Origin of the sequence: Microbacterium californiense (genome assembly GCF_047246625.1) — a bacterium.
GTDB lineage: Bacteria > Actinomycetota > Actinomycetes > Actinomycetales > Microbacteriaceae > Microbacterium.
This window is the reverse complement of sequence record NZ_JBFOKQ010000001.1, coordinates 358,429-374,717: the sequence shown is the minus strand read 5'-3', so window position 1 is coordinate 374,717 and position 16,289 is coordinate 358,429. Positions and strand designations below refer to the sequence as shown.

Annotated in this window: 17 protein-coding genes, 1 tRNA gene and 1 other RNA gene; 9 read left to right on the top strand and 10 right to left on the bottom strand. The window is 71.0% G+C overall.

Annotated elements, in window-relative coordinates; genetic code table 11:
- Positions 1–6: 6 nt before the first annotated feature.
- Positions 7–672, bottom strand: coding sequence for an SIMPL domain-containing protein (locus AB3M82_RS01865; RefSeq protein WP_412955276.1), 666 nt, complete (start codon positions 670–672; stop codon positions 7–9).
- A gap of 169 nt (positions 673–841) precedes the next feature.
- Here AB3M82_RS01865 and ssrA point away from each other — a divergent pair.
- Positions 842–1,211: a transfer-messenger RNA gene (gene ssrA / locus AB3M82_RS01860) on the top strand.
- Positions 1,212–1,326: 115 nt separating this feature from the next.
- Here the strand turns inward: ssrA and AB3M82_RS01855 are convergent.
- A complete protein-coding gene (locus AB3M82_RS01855; protein WP_412955274.1) occupies positions 1,327–1,647 on the bottom strand; it encodes a hypothetical protein in 321 nt (106 codons plus the stop codon).
- A 63-nt stretch (positions 1,648–1,710) separates the two neighbouring features.
- Positions 1,711–2,934: an MFS transporter gene (locus AB3M82_RS01850; protein WP_412955272.1), complete on the bottom strand. Its 1,224-nt coding sequence runs from the start codon at positions 2,932–2,934 to the stop codon at positions 1,711–1,713.
- A gap of 84 nt (positions 2,935–3,018) precedes the next feature.
- Here AB3M82_RS01850 and AB3M82_RS01845 point away from each other — a divergent pair, with 84 nt between their 5' ends.
- Positions 3,019–3,591: a TetR/AcrR family transcriptional regulator gene (locus tag AB3M82_RS01845; protein WP_412955270.1), complete on the top strand. Its 573-nt coding sequence runs from the start codon at positions 3,019–3,021 to the stop codon at positions 3,589–3,591.
- On the opposite strand, the gene AB3M82_RS01840 is transcribed toward AB3M82_RS01845, so the two are convergent.
- The 6 genes from AB3M82_RS01840 to AB3M82_RS01815 form a co-directional block, all read right to left on the bottom strand.
- Positions 3,572–4,141, bottom strand: a complete 570-nt coding sequence (locus tag AB3M82_RS01840) for a hypothetical protein (protein WP_412955268.1) — start codon at positions 4,139–4,141, stop codon at positions 3,572–3,574. The two genes, AB3M82_RS01845 and AB3M82_RS01840, sit on opposite strands and share 20 nt — an antisense overlap.
- Positions 4,138–4,953, bottom strand: coding sequence for an inositol monophosphatase family protein (locus AB3M82_RS01835; RefSeq protein ID WP_412955266.1), 816 nt, complete (start codon positions 4,951–4,953; stop codon positions 4,138–4,140). The genes AB3M82_RS01840 and AB3M82_RS01835 overlap by 4 nt, the downstream gene beginning before the upstream one ends.
- 132 nt (positions 4,954–5,085) lie before the next feature.
- Positions 5,086–5,158, bottom strand: a tRNA-Lys gene (locus AB3M82_RS01830).
- Between the two features lie 96 nt (positions 5,159–5,254).
- On the bottom strand, positions 5,255–6,481 hold the full coding sequence (locus tag AB3M82_RS01825; protein WP_412955264.1) for an MFS transporter: 1,227 nt from the start codon (positions 6,479–6,481) through the stop codon (positions 5,255–5,257).
- Complete coding sequence (locus tag AB3M82_RS01820) at positions 6,478–6,918, bottom strand: MarR family winged helix-turn-helix transcriptional regulator (protein WP_412955263.1); 441 nt, start codon at positions 6,916–6,918, stop codon at positions 6,478–6,480. Before AB3M82_RS01820 ends, AB3M82_RS01825 begins: the two co-directional genes overlap by 4 nt.
- Before the next feature lie 40 nt (positions 6,919–6,958).
- On the bottom strand, positions 6,959–7,744 hold the full coding sequence (locus AB3M82_RS01815) for an IclR family transcriptional regulator (protein WP_412955261.1): 786 nt from the start codon (positions 7,742–7,744) through the stop codon (positions 6,959–6,961).
- Positions 7,745–7,848: 104 nt separating this feature from the next.
- Here AB3M82_RS01815 and AB3M82_RS01810 point away from each other — a divergent pair, with 104 nt between their 5' ends.
- Genes AB3M82_RS01810 through AB3M82_RS01800 form a run of 3 tightly spaced genes read left to right on the top strand, consistent with a single transcriptional unit; the run spans position 7,849 to position 10,467 of the window.
- Entirely contained in the window at positions 7,849–8,622 is a 774-nt protein-coding gene (locus AB3M82_RS01810; RefSeq protein WP_412955260.1) for a CoA transferase subunit A, read from the top strand.
- 1 nt (position 8,623) lies between these two features.
- Positions 8,624–9,271 (top strand): 3-oxoacid CoA-transferase subunit B, encoded by a 648-nt coding sequence (locus tag AB3M82_RS01805; protein WP_412955259.1) that lies wholly within the window; start codon positions 8,624–8,626, stop codon positions 9,269–9,271.
- A gap of 14 nt (positions 9,272–9,285) precedes the next feature.
- Positions 9,286–10,467 (top strand): acetyl-CoA C-acetyltransferase, encoded by a 1,182-nt coding sequence (locus tag AB3M82_RS01800; protein ID WP_412955257.1) that lies wholly within the window; start codon positions 9,286–9,288, stop codon positions 10,465–10,467.
- Here the strand turns inward: AB3M82_RS01800 and AB3M82_RS01795 are convergent, their stop codons facing one another.
- Positions 10,468–10,761 (bottom strand): hypothetical protein, encoded by a 294-nt coding sequence (locus tag AB3M82_RS01795; RefSeq protein ID WP_412955255.1) that lies wholly within the window; start codon positions 10,759–10,761, stop codon positions 10,468–10,470.
- Positions 10,762–10,976: 215 nt separating this feature from the next.
- Between AB3M82_RS01795 and AB3M82_RS01790 the strand changes: the two genes are divergently transcribed.
- The 4 genes from AB3M82_RS01790 (at position 10,977) to ilvD (ending at position 16,254) form a co-directional block, all read left to right on the top strand.
- Complete coding sequence (locus AB3M82_RS01790; protein WP_412955253.1) at positions 10,977–12,212, top strand: MFS transporter; 1,236 nt, start codon at positions 10,977–10,979, stop codon at positions 12,210–12,212.
- Between the two features lie 75 nt (positions 12,213–12,287).
- Positions 12,288–13,697 carry an alpha,alpha-trehalose-phosphate synthase (UDP-forming) gene (locus AB3M82_RS01785; RefSeq protein WP_412955251.1) on the top strand — a complete coding sequence of 470 codons (1,410 nt, stop codon included), beginning with the start codon at positions 12,288–12,290 and terminating at the stop codon, positions 13,695–13,697.
- A 34-nt stretch (positions 13,698–13,731) separates the two neighbouring features.
- The gene (otsB, locus tag AB3M82_RS01780) at positions 13,732–14,529 is read left to right on the top strand and encodes a trehalose-phosphatase (protein ID WP_412955249.1); all 798 of its coding nucleotides are present in this window, start codon (positions 13,732–13,734) and stop codon (positions 14,527–14,529) included.
- Positions 14,530–14,538: 9 nt separating this feature from the next.
- A complete protein-coding gene (ilvD, locus tag AB3M82_RS01775) occupies positions 14,539–16,254 on the top strand; it encodes a dihydroxy-acid dehydratase (RefSeq protein ID WP_412955248.1) in 1,716 nt (571 codons plus the stop codon).
- Positions 16,255–16,289 lie beyond the last annotated feature (35 nt).

Genomic DNA, 16,289 nt, shown 5'->3' with positions numbered 1-16,289 from the left:
CGACGGTCAGCGGGCGACGAAGCGCCCCTCTACGGTGGCCGACACCGTGATGTCCTCAGGCTCGAACTCCATGCCGGGGGACGAGTCCGCCATCGCGAACGCGGCCCCGCGCGCCTTCAGCATCGGCGCGGGGGCTGCGGCATCCCCGTGCGAGATCAGCCCGACGTCGGCGATCTCGAGCGGGGTCACGGTGTGCAGCCCCAGGGCGCTCGCGTACGCCTCCGCACGGGTGACGGCGACACCCACGGCGGCCGCTGCGACCTCCCGTTCGATCCGGGAGCGGGTCTCGGGGGTGAGGTGCCAGTCGATCCATCCGATCTCGACGCCGTCCCACACCGAGACGTCGGAGACCCAGATCGAGAGCTCGGACGCCTCGGTGAACGTCGCCGTGAAATCGATGCTCGCGTAGTAGACGGGGGCCAGACGCCGGCCCTCGTTGTTCCACGGACGCTCCGCGCGCACGGACAGCCGGGTGCTCGACCACTCGACGACGGATGCCGCCTCCGCTCGTGCGGTGATGCTCTCGCGCACCGGCTCGGCGAGCCGCAGGACCGTGTCGACGACTGCAGTGCGGTCCGGGCCGTCGGCGCGCACGCTGACACGGACGGTGGCGCGCTCGGGCGCGACCCGCGCCTCGTGCTCGCCGCGGACGGTGACGGTGACATCGCTCATGGGCCGACTCTACGCCAGCACCGCCGCGTCTTCCTGAGCCGAGCGACGGGGCTCGCGGCCCGGGAATGACAGTGGGTGCTCGCTCGTTGTATCCTGTGAAGCCGGGTGCGGCAGCATCCGCAGTAACAACTCCACAGTGCGACAGCGGCTCCTTCGAGAGAAGGACCACGGGGCTGATCGGTTTCGACAGCGCCTGTGAATCCACGAGAAGCGGGCCGAGGATGCAGAGTTATCTCGTAAACGCTCTCTGCAAAACAATAGTTGCCGAAACCAAGCGCAACGACTTCGCCCTCGCTGCCTAAGCGAGCCCGATAGTCCGTCAGACCGTATGTGATTCCGGTACGGATCCTGGCGTCATCTAGGAATCTTGCTGCGTGACGGCGTCTGGACGTCACGTGGGACTCTTCCCAGGCTGGGCTCGTCGACTTAGGTGTCTGTGACAAAGGTCGGAGCCGAGCAGAACGCTTCCACAGACTGCGCCCGGAGAAGGCGTGGAGACTCAGCGTTGGACGGGGGTTCGATTCCCCCCAGCTCCACCAGGTCGCTGTCGCAGACGAAGCCCCTGGGGCTCCCATCCGAGAGGAGGGAGACCCAGGGGCTTTTTCGTGCCGTTCCGCGGTCCGGCCGACGATAGGGCCGCAGGAGCATCCGCGGTCAGGGTGCCTCCGCCGCCATCTCGACGGCGTTGCCCCAGACCCAGCATCGGAACGTCTGCTCGCCCGCGCGGAACTCGATCCCCGCCGCGGTCGGCGTCGATCGCATGAGCGTCGCATCGACGCGCACGGGTTCGGGGCCGAAGCGCACCCAGGCCTGCACGCGCCGCTGCGGACGAGGGTAGACCGTGAGGGGGTGCCGGTCGAGCGCGAGTTCACGTGCGCTGAGCGACTGGAGGGGTCCGGCGTGCAGGGCCCGCCGGATCGCCTGGTGTTCTGCATACATGTCGTAGAGCGGCGCCAGGCGCGTGCTCGTTCCCATCGCCGGCGGTGTCCTTCCTCCGGCCGAGAGAACTCGAGTCTACGGGGGGCAGCCGACACCGGCTCACCCGGGGTCGTCTTCAGGGGCCGTTCCCGCGAGGGCGCCTCGTCCGGAGCGCGGAACGGTCCGCCGCTCGGAGCTCTGTGACGGCCGCATCACGAGAGACACCAGCCCCACCGCCGCCGCCGCGAAGAATGCGACCGGCGTGCCCGCGGCATCGGCGACGAGTCCCCAGGCGGGTGCCGCGGCGGCCTGTCCGAGCGCGAGGAGGAGGAAGGCGGTGCCGACTCCGCGGGCGGGTGCGTCGTCGAACACGTCGACGCTCCACAGGAGGAGCACGCCCGTCGCCGCGATGTAGACGGCGCCGAAGACGGCGGAGGTGAGGAGGGCCAGGGCCGGGATCCCTGGTGCGACCGCGATGAGCGCCGTGCTCGCGGCCATCAGGAGCACGAGGACCGCCCAGGTCGTCGCGAGGCCCCATCGGCGCACGAGGTCTCCGGCGGCGGCACCCAGCAGCCCGCAGGCGCCCAACACGATCCATGCGACGGTGGCGAGGACGCCGCCGGTCGACTCGGTCAGGAGGTCCTGCCCGAAGGTCCACATCGCCGCGCTTCCCGCACCCGCCAGTGCGGCTGCCGCGCCCAGCCGCCCTGCTCCACGCCGCGGCATCCGACCCGTCCGGCCCGGCCGGGGAGAGGGGACTGCTCGCACGCGGGCAGCGGGCACGGCGCACGCGACCCAGATCGTGGCGAGGGCGGCCAGGAGGGAGAACGCCAGCCAGGCCGTCCGCCACTGATCCGCGAAGAGCAGCGCGACGGGTCCCGACACCATGACCCCGAGGCCGGTGCCGGCGTTGATGACGGTCTGCGTCCGGTCGCGGTAGCGGGGCGCGACGCCGTGCGACACGGCATGCGCGAGGGGCGGCGAGGCGATGCCGGTGCTGGTGCCGGCCACGATCACGCCGACAGCCAGCAAAGCGACGTCGGGCGCGAGGCCGATCAGGGCGGTCCCCAGGGTGGCGGCCAGCCCGGCGCCGACGGCGACCGCGCGGGCGCCGAGGCGCGGCGTGGCGAAGGTCGCGACCGCGACCCCTGCGCAGTAGGCGAGATAGCTCTCCGAGGCGATCGCGCCCGTCGCGGCGGAATCGAGGTCGAACGCCGAGCGGAAGGACGGGGCGAAAAGCCCGTACGCGAACCGCGCGAGACCGTACGAGACCGCGATCAACGCGATCCCGGCCGCGCTCAGGCTCACCGCCCGACGCGCGGGGGAGAGGTTCGCGTGCCTCATCGACGTCCTCCTCGATCTCACCGATCTGTAAAGTATGGGATCCCCAGGCTAGTACACTGATCGGTGAAGTCGAGCGGAGGTGTGATGTCGATCCTGAAACCCCCTGAGCTGACGCCCGGAGCCCGGCGCATCCTCGACACGGCATCCCGCCTGTTCTACGAACGCGGACTGCAGGCGGTCGGCGTCGACACGGTGGCTGCGGAATCGGGCGTCACGAAGCGCACCCTGTACGACCGCTTCGGCTCCAAGGACGCGCTGATCGTGGCCTATCTGCAGCGACGCGATGCGTCGTGGTGGGCACGGTGGGAGGACCGGCTCGACAGCACCACCGAACGGCGCGCCCTCACCGTGTTCGACGCGTACCGAGAGGACGCCGATCCGTCCGGCCGCGGGTGCGCGTTCCTCAACGCGGCGGCGGAGCTCCCTCCGACACACCCCGGCTTCCGCGTGATCGTGGCGCACAAGCGTCGTGTGCGGGATCGGCTCGAGGAGCTCATCCGGGAGGAGCGCGACGACGCCGCGGCCCTCGCCGATCACATCTACCTCCTGGTGGAGGGTGCGATCTCGCAGCAGGCGATCGACGGAGACGCGCATCGCCTGGGGGAGGCGAAGGAGTTCGCGGCGCGCCTGTGGGACGTCACGGCGTCCACTCGATGAGGATGAGCCCCTGCTTCGTGTCGGCGAACTTCACCCAGCCGTCCCCGAACAGGTAGGTCATTCCGTACCCGTCCTCATCCGTGCCCATGGAGTACTGCGGATCCTCGGTGACGTACACGCCCTCCGGCGCATCCTCGCGCATCCACCCGCCGGCGATCAGACTGGCTTGGGCGTCGGCGGCGTCCGTGGGGCTGATCTGCGACCAGCCGTACAGCTGGCCGTGATCGGAGGCGACCGCGTAGTCGGCCCAGAAGCACAGGAGCCCCTCCGTGAGGGTGACGTCGCCGATCACGAACTCCTTCGGCTCGGCGGTCCATCCGGCATTCGTCAGCGCGTCGACGGTGCCGGCGGAGATCATCGCCTCGCAGCTCGGTTCGGCGGCCGGGGCCTGCGGCGTGGGCGTGGCGGCGGGCGCTGCGCTCGGCTTCGGCGCGGCTGCCGACGCCGTCGGCCGGGGAGTGGGCGCCGCCTCGGGAGACGCTGCGCACGCCGTCAGCCCGAGCAGCAGCAGGACTGCGCCGGCGGCGGCGGATGCGATGCGGGGATTCATGTCGGCCTCGATATCGATGCGGGGTGGAGCAGAGTCAGGAAGGCCTCGTGGAGGATGCCGTTGGTGGCCAAGGTCGAGCGGGCCGAGATCGTGTCGTCGCCGTCGAACGACGTCATCCGTCCCCCGGCCTCCCGCACGATCGGCACGGCCGCCGCGATGTCGTACTCCTTGACGTCGAACTCGGCCACCATCTCGAGTCGGCCCTCGGCCAGCATCATGTAGGCGAAGACGTCTCCGTAGGCACGGTCGCGCCACACGCGCTCCGACAGCGTCAGCAGCTGCTCCGTGTGCCCGGCATCCGCCCATTGGGCGATGCTCTGGAAGCTCACGCTCGCCTCCTCCAGGGAGGCCACGGAGGACGTCGTCAGGCGACGGGGACCCGTGTCGGATGCCGTCCAGGCGCCGTCTCCGGTCGCCGCCCACCAGCGACGACCGAGCGCCGGCATGCTCACCACGCCCACCTGCGGGTCGCCGTCGACGGCGAGGGAGATCATCGTTCCCCACAGCGGCACGCCCCGCAGGAAGTTCGCCGTGCCGTCGATGGGATCGATGATCCACTGACGACGGGCGTCTCCCTGTGCGCCGAACTCCTCGCCGAAGATCCCGTCCGACGGGCGCTCGGTGGCGAGCGCTTCGCGGATCGCCCGCTCGGTCGCCAGGTCGGCGTCTGTGACGTGGGAGCGATCGGCCTTGGTCGACACCTCGAGGTCGGCGGCGTCGAACCGCGGCAGGGACTGCGCGTCGGCGACGTCGGCCAGACGCAGCGCCAGTGCGAGGTCGCTGCGGAGGTCGGAGGGGAGGGAGGCGGTCACCGTCTCAGCGTAGCCGCCGCCTCGACGATGCCCGACTTTCGATGTCGCCGCATCTCCCTGCTCCTCGCGCGCCGGCGGTCAGAGGAAGCGAAAAAGCCCCGGAATCCGGCGAGAGATTCCGAGGCTTATCCGTGCACCCCCAGGGACTTGAACCCTGAACCCACTGATTAAGAGTCAGTTGCTCTGCCGATTGAGCTAGAGGTGCGTGGCCCGGGATGACCCCGACCGAGGAATTACATTACCAGCCGATCGGCGCCGGGCGAAATCGGGGCGGCACTGCGGGAGTGTCGCCCCGATCGGATCAGCCGGCGTCGCCCAGGAGGATCGCCTCGGCGTCTTCGGTGGCGTCTGCGGCGTCCGCGTCCACATGCGCCAGGGCGCGGCGGCCGAGGAGCACGGTCAGGGCAGCCAGCAGCACCGAGGCGGCGGCGAAGTAGTACGGCACCGCCGCGGTGAAGGCGTGCCAGAGCAGCGCGGCCAGGGGCGGGGCCATGGCACCGCCGAGGAACCGCACCGCCGAGTACGCCGAGGAGGCGACCGAGCGGGGGAGGTCCGTCGCCTCCATGACCGCCTCGGTGAGCACGGTGTTCATGATGCCCAGCAGCAGACCGCCGATCACGATGCACACGACCAGGCCCGCCTGATTCCCGCTCACGATGCCGGCGGCGACGAGGTCGAGCGCCAGCAGCGGCAGCACGGTCACGATGATGCGCGTGCGCGGGAGGCGGCGCATCAGGAGCGGCGCGACCCAGACGCTGGTCACGGCGAGGGCGACGCCCCACCCGAAGAACGTGAACCCGATGCCCATCGCGCCGAAGCCGAGCGGGAAGGGCGAGAAGGCCAGCAGCACGAAGAAGCCGATGTTGTAGAACAGGGCGGCGACGGCGAGCACGGCGAGCGCCGGCCGGCGCAGTGCGTGGAAGGGCGCGGAGAACGGCACCGGCACGCGCTTCTCGCTCGGGCCGCGGAGCAGGACCGAGACGGCGATGAACGCGATCGCCATCAGGGCGACCACTCCGAAGAACGGGCCGCGCCAGCTCAGTTCGCCCAGGATGCCGCCGAGGAGCGGACCGACGGCGATGCCGAGACCCAAAGCGGCTTCGTAGAGGATGATCGCCGCACCGGATCCGCCGGACGCGGCGCCGACGATGGTCGCGAGCGCCGTCGAGATGAACAGCGCGTTGCCCAGACCCCATCCCGCGCGGAAGCCGATCACGGCGTCGACGCTGCCGCTGACGGCGCACAGCAGCGAGAACACCACGATCAACGCGAGGCCCACGAGCAGCGTCGCCTTGGCGCCGATGCGGCTCGACACCCAGCTCGTGATGAGCATGGCGAGCCCGGTCACGAGGAGGTAGCTGGTGAACAGCAGCTCGGTTTCGACGGGCGATGCCTGCAGCGACTCGGCGATCGCCGGGAGGATCGGATCCACCAGGCCGATCCCCATGAAGGCGACGACGCAGGCGAAGGCGACCGCCCATACCTGCGCGGGCTGCTTCCACACGGAGGTGGTCGCGGACGTGGTCATTCGTGTTCTCCCTTTCGGTCTGCGAGCGCGGTGTGCGCGGCGAGGATCGCGGCGGCGCGTTCGAGGGTCTTCCATTCCTCCGTGTCGAGGTCGGCGAAGCGGGGTGCCAGCACCTCGCGGAACTCGGCGCGCCAGGCTGCGAGGGCCGCCGACCCGCGCTCCGTGATGCGGACCACCACGGCGCGGGAGTCGGCGGGATCCTGCTCCCGCACGATGAGGTCGTCCCGCTCGAGCGTGCCGAGGAGCCGCGTCATGCCGGGCTGAGTGGTGCGAGCGGCGGCGGCGAGGGCGCCGACGCGGGTGCCGCCCTGCTGCTCGAGCAGGTTCAGCACCCGCCATTGCGCGGCGGGCGCCTCGTTGCCGGCATCCTGCGCGGCGATGCGGCCCAGGGCGTACCCGGAGAGCACGATCGAGGGGATGATCTCAGCGCGATTCATACCGACAAGTATATATCGGTTGGTATGTATCGGATGCGGATCAGTGCCGCTGCCCCGCGATGCGCGCGGACAGCTGGTGCGCATGCGCCAGGAGCACGCGCCCCAACTCGCGCATCCGATCGGGTCCGAAGCGGAACTCGACCCCGGTCAGGCTGAGCGCCCACTCCGGGCGACCCTCGCGATCGAAGACCGCCGCGCCGATGCCCCAGCTGCCCTCCACGATCAGGCCGGGGTTGATCGCGTAGCCGCGCTCCTTCGTCTCCGCCAGGCGCGCGCGCAGGGGCGCCTCGGCATGCGGGCGCCCCCAGGCGTGCTCCAACTCCGGATGCCGTTCGAGATAGGCATCCACATCGTGGTCGGGCAGGAAGGCGAGGATCGCGAGACCGGCGCTGGCGACTCCGAGCGGAAAGCGGACGCCTTCGCTGAGGACGAAGGACCGGATGGGGAACGACCCCTCCTCCCGCAGTAAGCAGACCGTCTCGTCCGCGCGGCGCACGGAGAGGAAGGCGCTCTCCTCGGTGCGCACGGCCAGCGAGCGCACGATGTCCCGCGCCAGCGTGGTCACGTCGTAGCGCGCGGCGGCCGCCGTTCCGAGCAGATACAGCTCCGGTCCCGGCATCCACCGGGCGGTGTCGTGGTCCTGGTCGACGAGCCCCTCGGCGCGGAGGGCGCTGAGCAGGCGGTGCGCCGTGGGACGGGACAGCTCGGCGCGCCGCGCCAGCTCCTGAAGGGGGAGGCCCTCGCTCCCGCCTCCCGTGACCAGGCGCAGCAGCCGTGCGGCCCGTGCCACTGCCTGCGTGCCGGGTACGGATGCTGCCGGTTCCATGATGTGGACGCTAGACCCCGATCCGTCCACATCGCAAGCATCCGCTGGTCCACGCCGACCCCGGGGGTCAGAGTGGACATCGAGACCCGTCCGAAGGAGTGCGCGTGATCGACAAGCAGTGGCCGTCCGCGGCCCAGGCCGTGGCGGACATCCCCGACGGCGCCTCCTTGGCCGTCGGCGGCTTCGGGCTGTCCGGCAACCCGATCGCCCTGATCGAGGCGCTGCTCGCCCAGGGGACCTCCGGATTGAGCGTCGTGAGCAACAACTGCGGCGTCGACGACTGGGGGCTCGGGGTGCTGCTCGCGGCGCACCGCATCCGCAAGATGACCTCGTCGTACGTCGGCGAGAACAAGGAGTTCGAGCGCCAGTTCCTCAGCGGCGAGCTCGAGCTCGAGCTGACCCCGCAGGGGACCCTCGCCGAGAAGCTCCGCGCCGGCGGTTCGGGGATCGCGGCCTTCTACACCCAGACGGGCGTGGGCACGCAGGTCGCCGACGGAGGTCTGCCCCGGCGCTATGCCGACGACGGCAGCGTCGCCGTCGCCTCGCCGGCCAAGGACGTCCGTACCTTCGCCCCGGACGGCACGGTGCGGGAGTACGTGCTGGAGGAGGCCATCACCACCGACTTCGCACTCGTGCACGCGTTCGCCGGGGACCGGCACGGGAACCTCATCTTCACCAAGGCCGCTCGCAACTTCAACCCGCTGGCCGCGATGGCCGGCCGGGTCTGCATCGCGCAGGTCGAGCACCTCGTCGACCCCGGCGAACTCGATCCCGACCGCATCCACCTGCCCGGTGTCTACGTGCAGCGCATCGTGGACGTCGGCCCGGACATCCCCAAGCGGATCGAACGGCGCACGGTCGCCGCGGAAGGAGCCTGACGTGCCACTCACCCGCGACGAGATGGCGGCCCGCGCGGCCGCCGAGCTCGAGGACGGCGCCTACGTGAACCTGGGCATCGGCCTTCCCACGCTCGTCCCCAATCACGTGCCGAGCGGCGTCACCGTCGTGCTGCAGTCCGAGAACGGCATCCTCGGCGTCGGCCCGTACCCCCGCGAGGACGCGGTCGATCCCGACCTCATCAACGCGGGGAAGGAGACGGTCACGGTGCTGCCCGGCGCTGCCTTCTTCGACTCCGCGACGAGTTTCGGCATGATCCGCGGGGGCAAGATCGACGCCGCCATCCTCGGCGCCATGCAGGTGTCGGCGACGGGCGACCTGGCGAACTGGATGATCCCGGGCAAGATGGTCAAAGGACCGGGCGGGGCGATGGACCTCGTGCACGGCGCCGCGCGCGTGATCGTGCTGATGGAGCACGTCGCCAAGGACGGGTCCCCGAAGATCGTCGACGCCTGCTCCCTCCCGCTCACGGGCCGGGGCGTCGTCGACCGCATCATCACCGACCTGGCCGTCATCGATGTGACCGCGGCAGGACTGGTGCTGGTCGAGACGGCTCCCGGTGTCACCATCGACCAGATCATCGCCGCCACCGAACCCCCGCTCGTCGTCTCCGACGCGCTCGCCGACTGAAGAAGGACAGGACCATGGACTCCGACATCGTCATCGTCGCCGCCGCACGCACCCCGCAGGGCCGGCTGAAGGGTCGGCTGGCCGCCCTCACGGCGCCGGAGCTCGGGGCGGCCGCCATCCGCGGAGCGCTGGCGCAGGCATCCGTCGACCCTGCCGACGTCGACGCGGTGATCGTGGGGCAGGTGCTCGCCGCCGGATCAGGGCAGAACGCCGCACGGCAGGCGGCCATCGGTGCCGGCATCGGCTGGGACGTGCCGGCGCACTCGGTGAACAAGGTGTGCCTCTCGGGCCTCACCGCCGTGATCGACGCGGCCCGGATGATCCGCACCGGCGACGCCGAGGTCGTCGTGGCTGCGGGAATGGAGTCGATGACGAGGGCGCCCCACCTGCTCATGGGCTCTCGGGACGGATGGACCTACGGCAGCGTCGCGGTGCTCGACCACATGGCCCACGACGGGCTCACCGACGCGCACGACAAAGAGAGCATGGGGGCGTCCACGGAGCGTCACAACGCCCGCTACGAGCTGACCAGGGAAGCGCAGGATGCCGTGGCGGCGCTGTCGCACCAGCGCGCCGCCGCCGCCCAGCAGAGCGGCGTCTTCGACGCGGAGATCGTTGCCGTACCGGTGCCCCAGCGGCGAGGCGAGCCGATCCTCGTGACCGCCGACGAAGGCGTGCGGCCCGACACGACCGTGGAGACGCTCGCGAGGCTTCGCGCCGCCTTCGCGGACGGCGGGACCATCACGGCGGGCAACTCGTCGCAGATCTCGGACGGGGCGTCGGCCGTGATCGTCACCACCCGTGCGCTGGCCACCGAGAAGGGGTGGCCGATCCTGGTGACCGTCGGGGCGAGCGGACAGACGGCCGGGCCCGACAACTCGCTCCAGGCTCAGCCGGCCCGGGCGATCGAGCGGGCGTGCGAGAAGCAGGGGATCACTCCGGCCGACCTCGATCTCGTGGAGATCAACGAGGCGTTCGGGGCCGTGGTCGCGCGCTCGCAGAAGGAGCTCGGACTCGACGAGGCCGTCGTCAACATCCACGGCGGAGGGATCGCGATCGGGCACCCGATCGGCGCGTCGGGGAACCGGCTGGTGGTGCACGTCGCGCAGGAGCTCGCGCGTCGGGGGAGCGGCGTGGCCGCGGTGGGCCTGTGCGGCGGAGGCGGTCAGGGCGAGGCCCTCATCCTCACCCGCTGATCAGCGCGCGCTCTTCTCCTTCTTCTTGCGCTGCGCCGCCTTGGCAGCCGCCTTGTCGTCGCGGTGGGCGCGCTTCGCCTGAGCCGGAGCGAGGGGCGAGTCGAGCGCCACGGCGTCGCCGCGGTCGAAGCGGCGCGTGTCGATGACCGCGCCGATCGCCAGAGCGAACGTGATCGCCCAGCTGACCCAGGCGAGCACCGCCCTCCAGGTGAAGGGCGTCGCACGCGAGCCGCGGAGGAGCGAGACGGCGGTGGTGATCGCACCGAACAGGCCTGTGCCGAACAGATAGCGCATGCCCCTACGGTAGCGCGGCGCGGGCGCGGGAGACGGGGGATTGACAGGCGTCGCGCGCGCTGGCAGGACCGGGCGCTCCGGCGACCCGCAGCCGGCGACGGTATCATGGGGGAGTCGCGGCAGGTCCGCGGCCGCATCACCGTGTATCTACCGGCCGTCGGATCCCGACGGACAGCGGCGGCACCCGACACCGCGTCCCCGGGCGCGCGAGAGCCATGACCCAGACACACACCCCGACCGACGCGAGCCTTCTGCGCCTCGCCGGACTCCCGTACTTCCTGATCGCCTTCATCGCGCGCCTGCCGTTCGCGATGATGGTCGTCGGCGTCCTCACCGTCGTCGTGTCGGCCCGCGGCTCGTTGTCCCTCGGAGGGCTGACCTCCGCCGCCGTGGGACTGGGCACCGCCTGCTTCGGGCCGCTCCTCGGGGCGGCGGCCGACCGGTTCGGTCAGCGCCGGGTGCTGCTCGCGCTCGCCGTCGGCAACGGCGCCATGCTGCTCGTGTTCACGGCGGTCGTGTACGGGGGAGCAGTCGACGCGCTGGTGTTGCTGTCGGCCGTCGGAATCGGTGCGACGGCGCCCCAGGTGTCGCCGTTGTCCCGCTCGCGACTGGTCACGATGATCGCGGAGCGGATGCCGGAGGAACGCCGGCGCCGCACTCTCTCCGGCACCATGGCGTACGAGTCGGCGGCCGATGAGACCGTGTTCGTCTTCGGGCCGTTCCTGGTCGGAGTCCTGGCGTCGGCGATCGCCCCGTGGGCTCCGCTCGTCGGGGCGGCCGTTCTCACGGTGGTCTTCGTGGGCGCCTTCGCCCTGCACCCCAGCGCCCGCTACCTGTCGGTGACCCGCGACGAGGACGGGAGAGCGCCCTCGTCCGTCGCAGAGCTGTTCCGACCGCAGCTGCTGATCGTGGTCGTCGGCATCCTGGGCGTGGGCATGTTCTTCGGCACCATGCTCACCTCGCTCACCTCCTTCATGGCCGATCGCGGCGCCCCGGAGGAGGCCGGGCTCCTCTACGGGGTCATGGGGGTGGGCTCCGCGATCCTCGCCCTCGGCGTCGCGTGGCTGCCGGCGAGGTTCTCGTTGCGCGCCCGCTGGCTCGCGTTCTCCGGCATCCTGCTCCTGGGCACGTCGCTCCTGGGAGCGGTCGACTCCCCGGGGATGATGATGGTCGCGCTGGCGATCATGGGCGTCGGCATCGGTCCGACCCTCGTCACGCAGTACAGCTTCGCGGCCTCCCGCAGTCCGTTGGGACGCTCGGCGACCGTCATGACGATGCTCGGCTCCGGGATCGTCGTCGGGCAGTCCCTGGGGGCCGCGGTCGCCGGGGAGCTCGCCGAGGGCGTGGGGACGTCTGCAGCGCTGGTGCTGCCGTTGATCGCCGCCGCCGTGGCCTTCACCGCGGGCGCGGCCAACGCGTTCCTCAGCCGGAGGGCACCGGAGCGCGCCTGATCACGAGGGGCACCGGGCCCGGCAGCACCGGTTTCCTCGATAGCCTGGGGGGACCCCCAGTTGTGAGGAGCCACCTTGGCCGCTGCAGATTTCGTCGTCGTCGCCAACCGTCTGCCCGTGGACCGGGTCGAAGGGCCCGACGGGGAGGAGATCTGGCGCACGTCGCCCGGCGGCCTCGTCGCCGCCCTCGAGCCGATGATGCGTCGGGAGGAGGGCGCGTGGGTCGGGTGGGTCGGCCAGCCGGACGTCGACCTCGAGCCCTTCGAGGCCACCGGCATCCGCCTGATCCCCGTGCGGCTCAGCGCCGACGAGGTGGCGGACTACTACGAGGGCTTCGCCAACGACACGATCTGGCCGCTCTACCACGACGTCATCGCGCCGCCCCAGTTCCACCGCGAATGGTGGGAGGCCTACCTGCGGGTGAACCGGCGGTTCGCCGAAGCCGCCGCCGACGCGGCCGCCCCGGACGGCACCGTGTGGGTGCACGACTACCAGCTGCAGCTGGTGCCGCAGATGCTGCGCGACCTGCGCCCCGACCTGACCATCGGGTACTTCCACCACATCCCGTTCCCGGCGCACGGCCTGTACGCGCAGCTGCCCTGGCGGGACCAGGTGCTGCGCGGCCTGCTCGGCGCGGACGTGATCGGCTTCCAGCGGGCGCAGGACGCGACGTACTTCCTCACGGCGGTGCGTCGTCGCCTGCGCTACGAGGTGAAGGGGGCCGCGATCATCGTCCCCGGAGACGAGGGCGAGAGCCGCGTCGCGGTCGCCCGTGCGTTCCCGATCTCCATCGACACCGAGCCTTATCTCGAGCTCGCCGCGCGTCCCGAGATCCAGGCGCGCGCGGCGGAGATCCGCGCCAGCCTGGGCAACCCCCGGCGCATCCTGCTCGGCGTCGACCGCCTGGACTACACCAAGGGCATCCGTCACCGCATCAAGGCCTACGGCGAGCTGCTGGAGGACGGGCGGCTCTCCGTCGAGGACGTCACGCTCGTGCAGGTCGCGAGCCCCAGCCGCGAGCGCGTCGACGCCTATGTGCACCTTCGCGACGAGATCGAGCTCCTCGTCGCCCGCATCAACGGCGACCACGACACGATGGACCACAGCGCCATCCGCTACCTGCACCAGGGCTTCCCGCGCGAGGAGATGGTCGCGCTCTACCTCGCGGCGGACGTGATGCTCGTGACCGCGCTCCGCGACGGCATGAACCTCGTCGCCAAGGAGTACGTCGCCACCCGTGCGGACAACCGCGGCGTTCTCGTGCTCAGCGAGTTCACCGGCGCGGCCGACGAGCTGCGGCAGGCGGTGCGCGTGAACCCGCACGACATCGACGGGCTCAAGGACGCCATCATGTCGGCCATCGAGATGCCCCCGGCCGAGCAGGGCCGACGCATGCGCGCCCTTCGACGCCGTGTGCTCGAGAACGACGTGAACGCCTGGTCGTCGTCGTTCCTCGCGGCGCTCGCCGAGGCCCGCACCCGCTGATCCCGCCCGCCCTCGAACGGAAGACACCGAAACCATGACGCGCCCCTGGACTCCCGGAGCCCCCGACGCCGACCTCAGCGCCCTCGCGCGTACCGACCGCCTCGTCGTCGCCCTCGACTTCGACGGAACCGCCTCGCCGCTGGTCGCCGACCCCATGGCCGCCCGCGCGCTCCCCGAGGTCGCGGTGCAGATCGACCGTCTCGCCGCCCTCCCGGAGACGGTCGTCGCCTACGTCTCGGGGCGCAGCATGCACGACCTCCGGGTCATCACCGAGCACACCGACGACTCGCCGATCGCGCTCGCCGGCTCCCACGGCGCGCAGTTCTGGTACCCGGGCGAAGGGGATGCCGCGGCGACGGGCGATCCGACCGAGGAAGGTGCCCGCGAAGAGCTCTGGGCGGCGGCCAAGCCGATCATCGCCCGCTACGAGGGTGCGGAGTTCGAGCCCAAGACCTTCGGGATGGGCGTGCACACCCGCCGTGCCGATCCGGAGACCGAGAAGCAGGTCTTCGCCGAGATCGATGCTCTGGTCGCCGACCGCTTCCCGCACTGGCGCCGCCGGTCGGGTCACCGGGTGCTGGAGTTCTCCTCGCGGGCCGAGGGCAAGGACGCCGCCATGGGCGCACTGCGCGAGCGGTTCGACGCGACCGGCATCCTCTTCGCCGGAGACGACGTGACCGACGAGGACGCGATGCGGGTGCTGCAGCCCGGCGACCTCGGCGTGCGTGTCGGTCCGGGGGAGAGCGCGGCGGCGCTGCGCGTCGAGGACCCGCAGCAGATCGCCCTGCTCCTGCAGGCCCTCGCGGATGAGCGTTCGGCGTCGCGGGAATAGACTTCCCCCATGTCCTCGCACGATCCCGCCAGCGCGTCCATCGACATCAAGCCCCGCAGCCGCGTCGTCACTGACGGCATCGAGGCCACCACCTCCCGCGGCATGCTCCGCGCGGTCGGAATGGGGGATGCCGACTGGGAGAAGCCCCAGATCGGGATCGCATCCAGCTGGAACGAGATCACCCCCTGCAACCTGAGCCTGGACCGGCTCGCCCAGGGAGCGAAGGAGGGCGTGCACTCGGGCGGCGGCTACCCGCTGCAGTTCGGCACCATCTCGGTCTCCGACGGCATCTCCATGGGGCACGAGGGGATGCACTTCTCGCTCGTCTCGCGCGAGGTCATCGCCGACTCGGTCGAGACCGTCATCATGGCCGAGCGCCTCGACGGCACGGTCCTTCTGGCCGGCTGCGACAAGTCCATCCCCGGCATGCTCATGGCCAGCGCGCGCCTCGGCCTCTCGAGCGTCTTCCTCTACGCGGGCTCGATCGCTCCGGGGTGGGTGAAGCTCTCGGACGGCACCGAGAAAGACATCACGATCATCGACTCCTTCGAGGGCGTCGGCGCGTGTCGCGCCGGCCGGATGAGCGAGGAGGACCTCAAGCGCATCGAGTGCGCCTTCGCGCCCGGAGAGGGCGCCTGCGGCGGCATGTACACGGCCAACACGATGGCGTCGGTGGCGGAGGCTCTCGGGCTCAGCCTTCCGGGCTCGGCCGCGCCGCCCTCCGCCGACCGCCGCCGCGACTACTTCGCGCACCGCTCGGGCGAGGCCGTCGTGAACCTCCTCCGCCAGGGCATCACGACGAAGGACATCCTCACCAAGGAGTCGTTCGAGAACGCGATCGCCCTGGCGATGGCGCTCGGCGGCTCGACCAACGTCGTGCTGCACCTGCTCGCGATCGCGCGGGAGGCCGAGATCGACCTGACCCTCCACGACTTCAACCGCATCGGCAGCCGGACGCCGCACGTCGCCGACATGAAGCCGTTCGGCAAGTACGTCATGAACGACGTCGACCGGCACGGCGGCATCCCCGTAATCATGAAGGCCATGCTCGACGAGGGCCTGATCCACGGCGACGCTCTCACGGTCACCGGCAAGACGGTCGCCGAGAACCTCCGCGAGCTCGCCCCGGACCCGGTCGACGGAGACGTGATCCACACCTTCGACAACCCGATCCACGCATCCGGCGGCATCACGATCCTCCACGGGTCCCTGGCGCCCGAGGGAGCCGTGGTGAAGTCCGCCGGCTTCGACGCCGATGTGTTCGAGGGCCCCGCCCGCGTCTTCGAGCGCGAGCGCGGCGCCATGGACGCCCTTGCCGCGGGGGAGATCGAGGCGGGCGACGTGATCGTCATCCGCTACGAGGGTCCGAAGGGCGGCCCCGGCATGCGCGAGATGCTCGCCATCACGGCGGCCATCAAGGGCGCGGGACTCGGAAAAGATGTACTACTGTTGACGGACGGACGATTCTCAGGCGGCACAACCGGCCTGTGCATCGGCCACATAGCACCCGAAGCGGTGGACGCAGGTCCCATCGCCTTCGTGCGCGATGGTGATCTGATACGGGTCGATATCGCAGCTCGCTCTCTCGACCTACTCGTCGACGAGGCGGAGCTCGCCTCCCGCCGCTCTGGCTGGGAGCCGCTTCCCCCGCGCTATACCCGTGGCGTTCTTGCCAAGTACTCGCGTCTCGTGCGGTCCGCCGCCGAAGGCGCGACGACAGGCTGATGCGACAGTCCCGAGGCTCGGCTGCCCCGGCGCCG

Excerpts from the sequence above, each read along its gene's own strand:
- AB3M82_RS01865 (WP_412955276.1), bottom strand. The coding sequence starts at position 672 with ATGAGCGATGTCACCGTCACCGTCCGCGGCGAGCACGAGGCGCGGGTC.
- ilvD (WP_412955248.1), top strand. The coding sequence starts at position 14,539 with ATGTCCTCGCACGATCCCGCCAGCGCGTCCATCGACATCAAGCCCCGC.
- AB3M82_RS01815 (WP_412955261.1), bottom strand. The coding sequence starts at position 7,744 with ATGGAACCGGCAGCATCCGTACCCGGCACGCAGGCAGTGGCACGGGCC.
- AB3M82_RS01790 (WP_412955253.1), top strand. The coding sequence starts at position 10,977 with ATGACCCAGACACACACCCCGACCGACGCGAGCCTTCTGCGCCTCGCC.
- AB3M82_RS01825 (WP_412955264.1), bottom strand. The coding sequence starts at position 6,481 with ATGACCACGTCCGCGACCACCTCCGTGTGGAAGCAGCCCGCGCAGGTA.
- AB3M82_RS01845 (WP_412955270.1), top strand. The coding sequence starts at position 3,019 with ATGTCGATCCTGAAACCCCCTGAGCTGACGCCCGGAGCCCGGCGCATC.
- otsB (WP_412955249.1), top strand. The coding sequence starts at position 13,732 with ATGACGCGCCCCTGGACTCCCGGAGCCCCCGACGCCGACCTCAGCGCC.
- AB3M82_RS01795 (WP_412955255.1), bottom strand. The coding sequence starts at position 10,761 with ATGCGCTATCTGTTCGGCACAGGCCTGTTCGGTGCGATCACCACCGCC.
- AB3M82_RS01855 (WP_412955274.1), bottom strand. The coding sequence starts at position 1,647 with ATGGGAACGAGCACGCGCCTGGCGCCGCTCTACGACATGTATGCAGAA.
- AB3M82_RS01820 (WP_412955263.1), bottom strand. The coding sequence starts at position 6,918 with ATGAATCGCGCTGAGATCATCCCCTCGATCGTGCTCTCCGGGTACGCC.
- AB3M82_RS01840 (WP_412955268.1), bottom strand. The coding sequence starts at position 4,141 with ATGAATCCCCGCATCGCATCCGCCGCCGCCGGCGCAGTCCTGCTGCTG.
- AB3M82_RS01800 (WP_412955257.1), top strand. The coding sequence starts at position 9,286 with ATGGACTCCGACATCGTCATCGTCGCCGCCGCACGCACCCCGCAGGGC.
- AB3M82_RS01850 (WP_412955272.1), bottom strand. The coding sequence starts at position 2,934 with ATGAGGCACGCGAACCTCTCCCCCGCGCGTCGGGCGGTGAGCCTGAGC.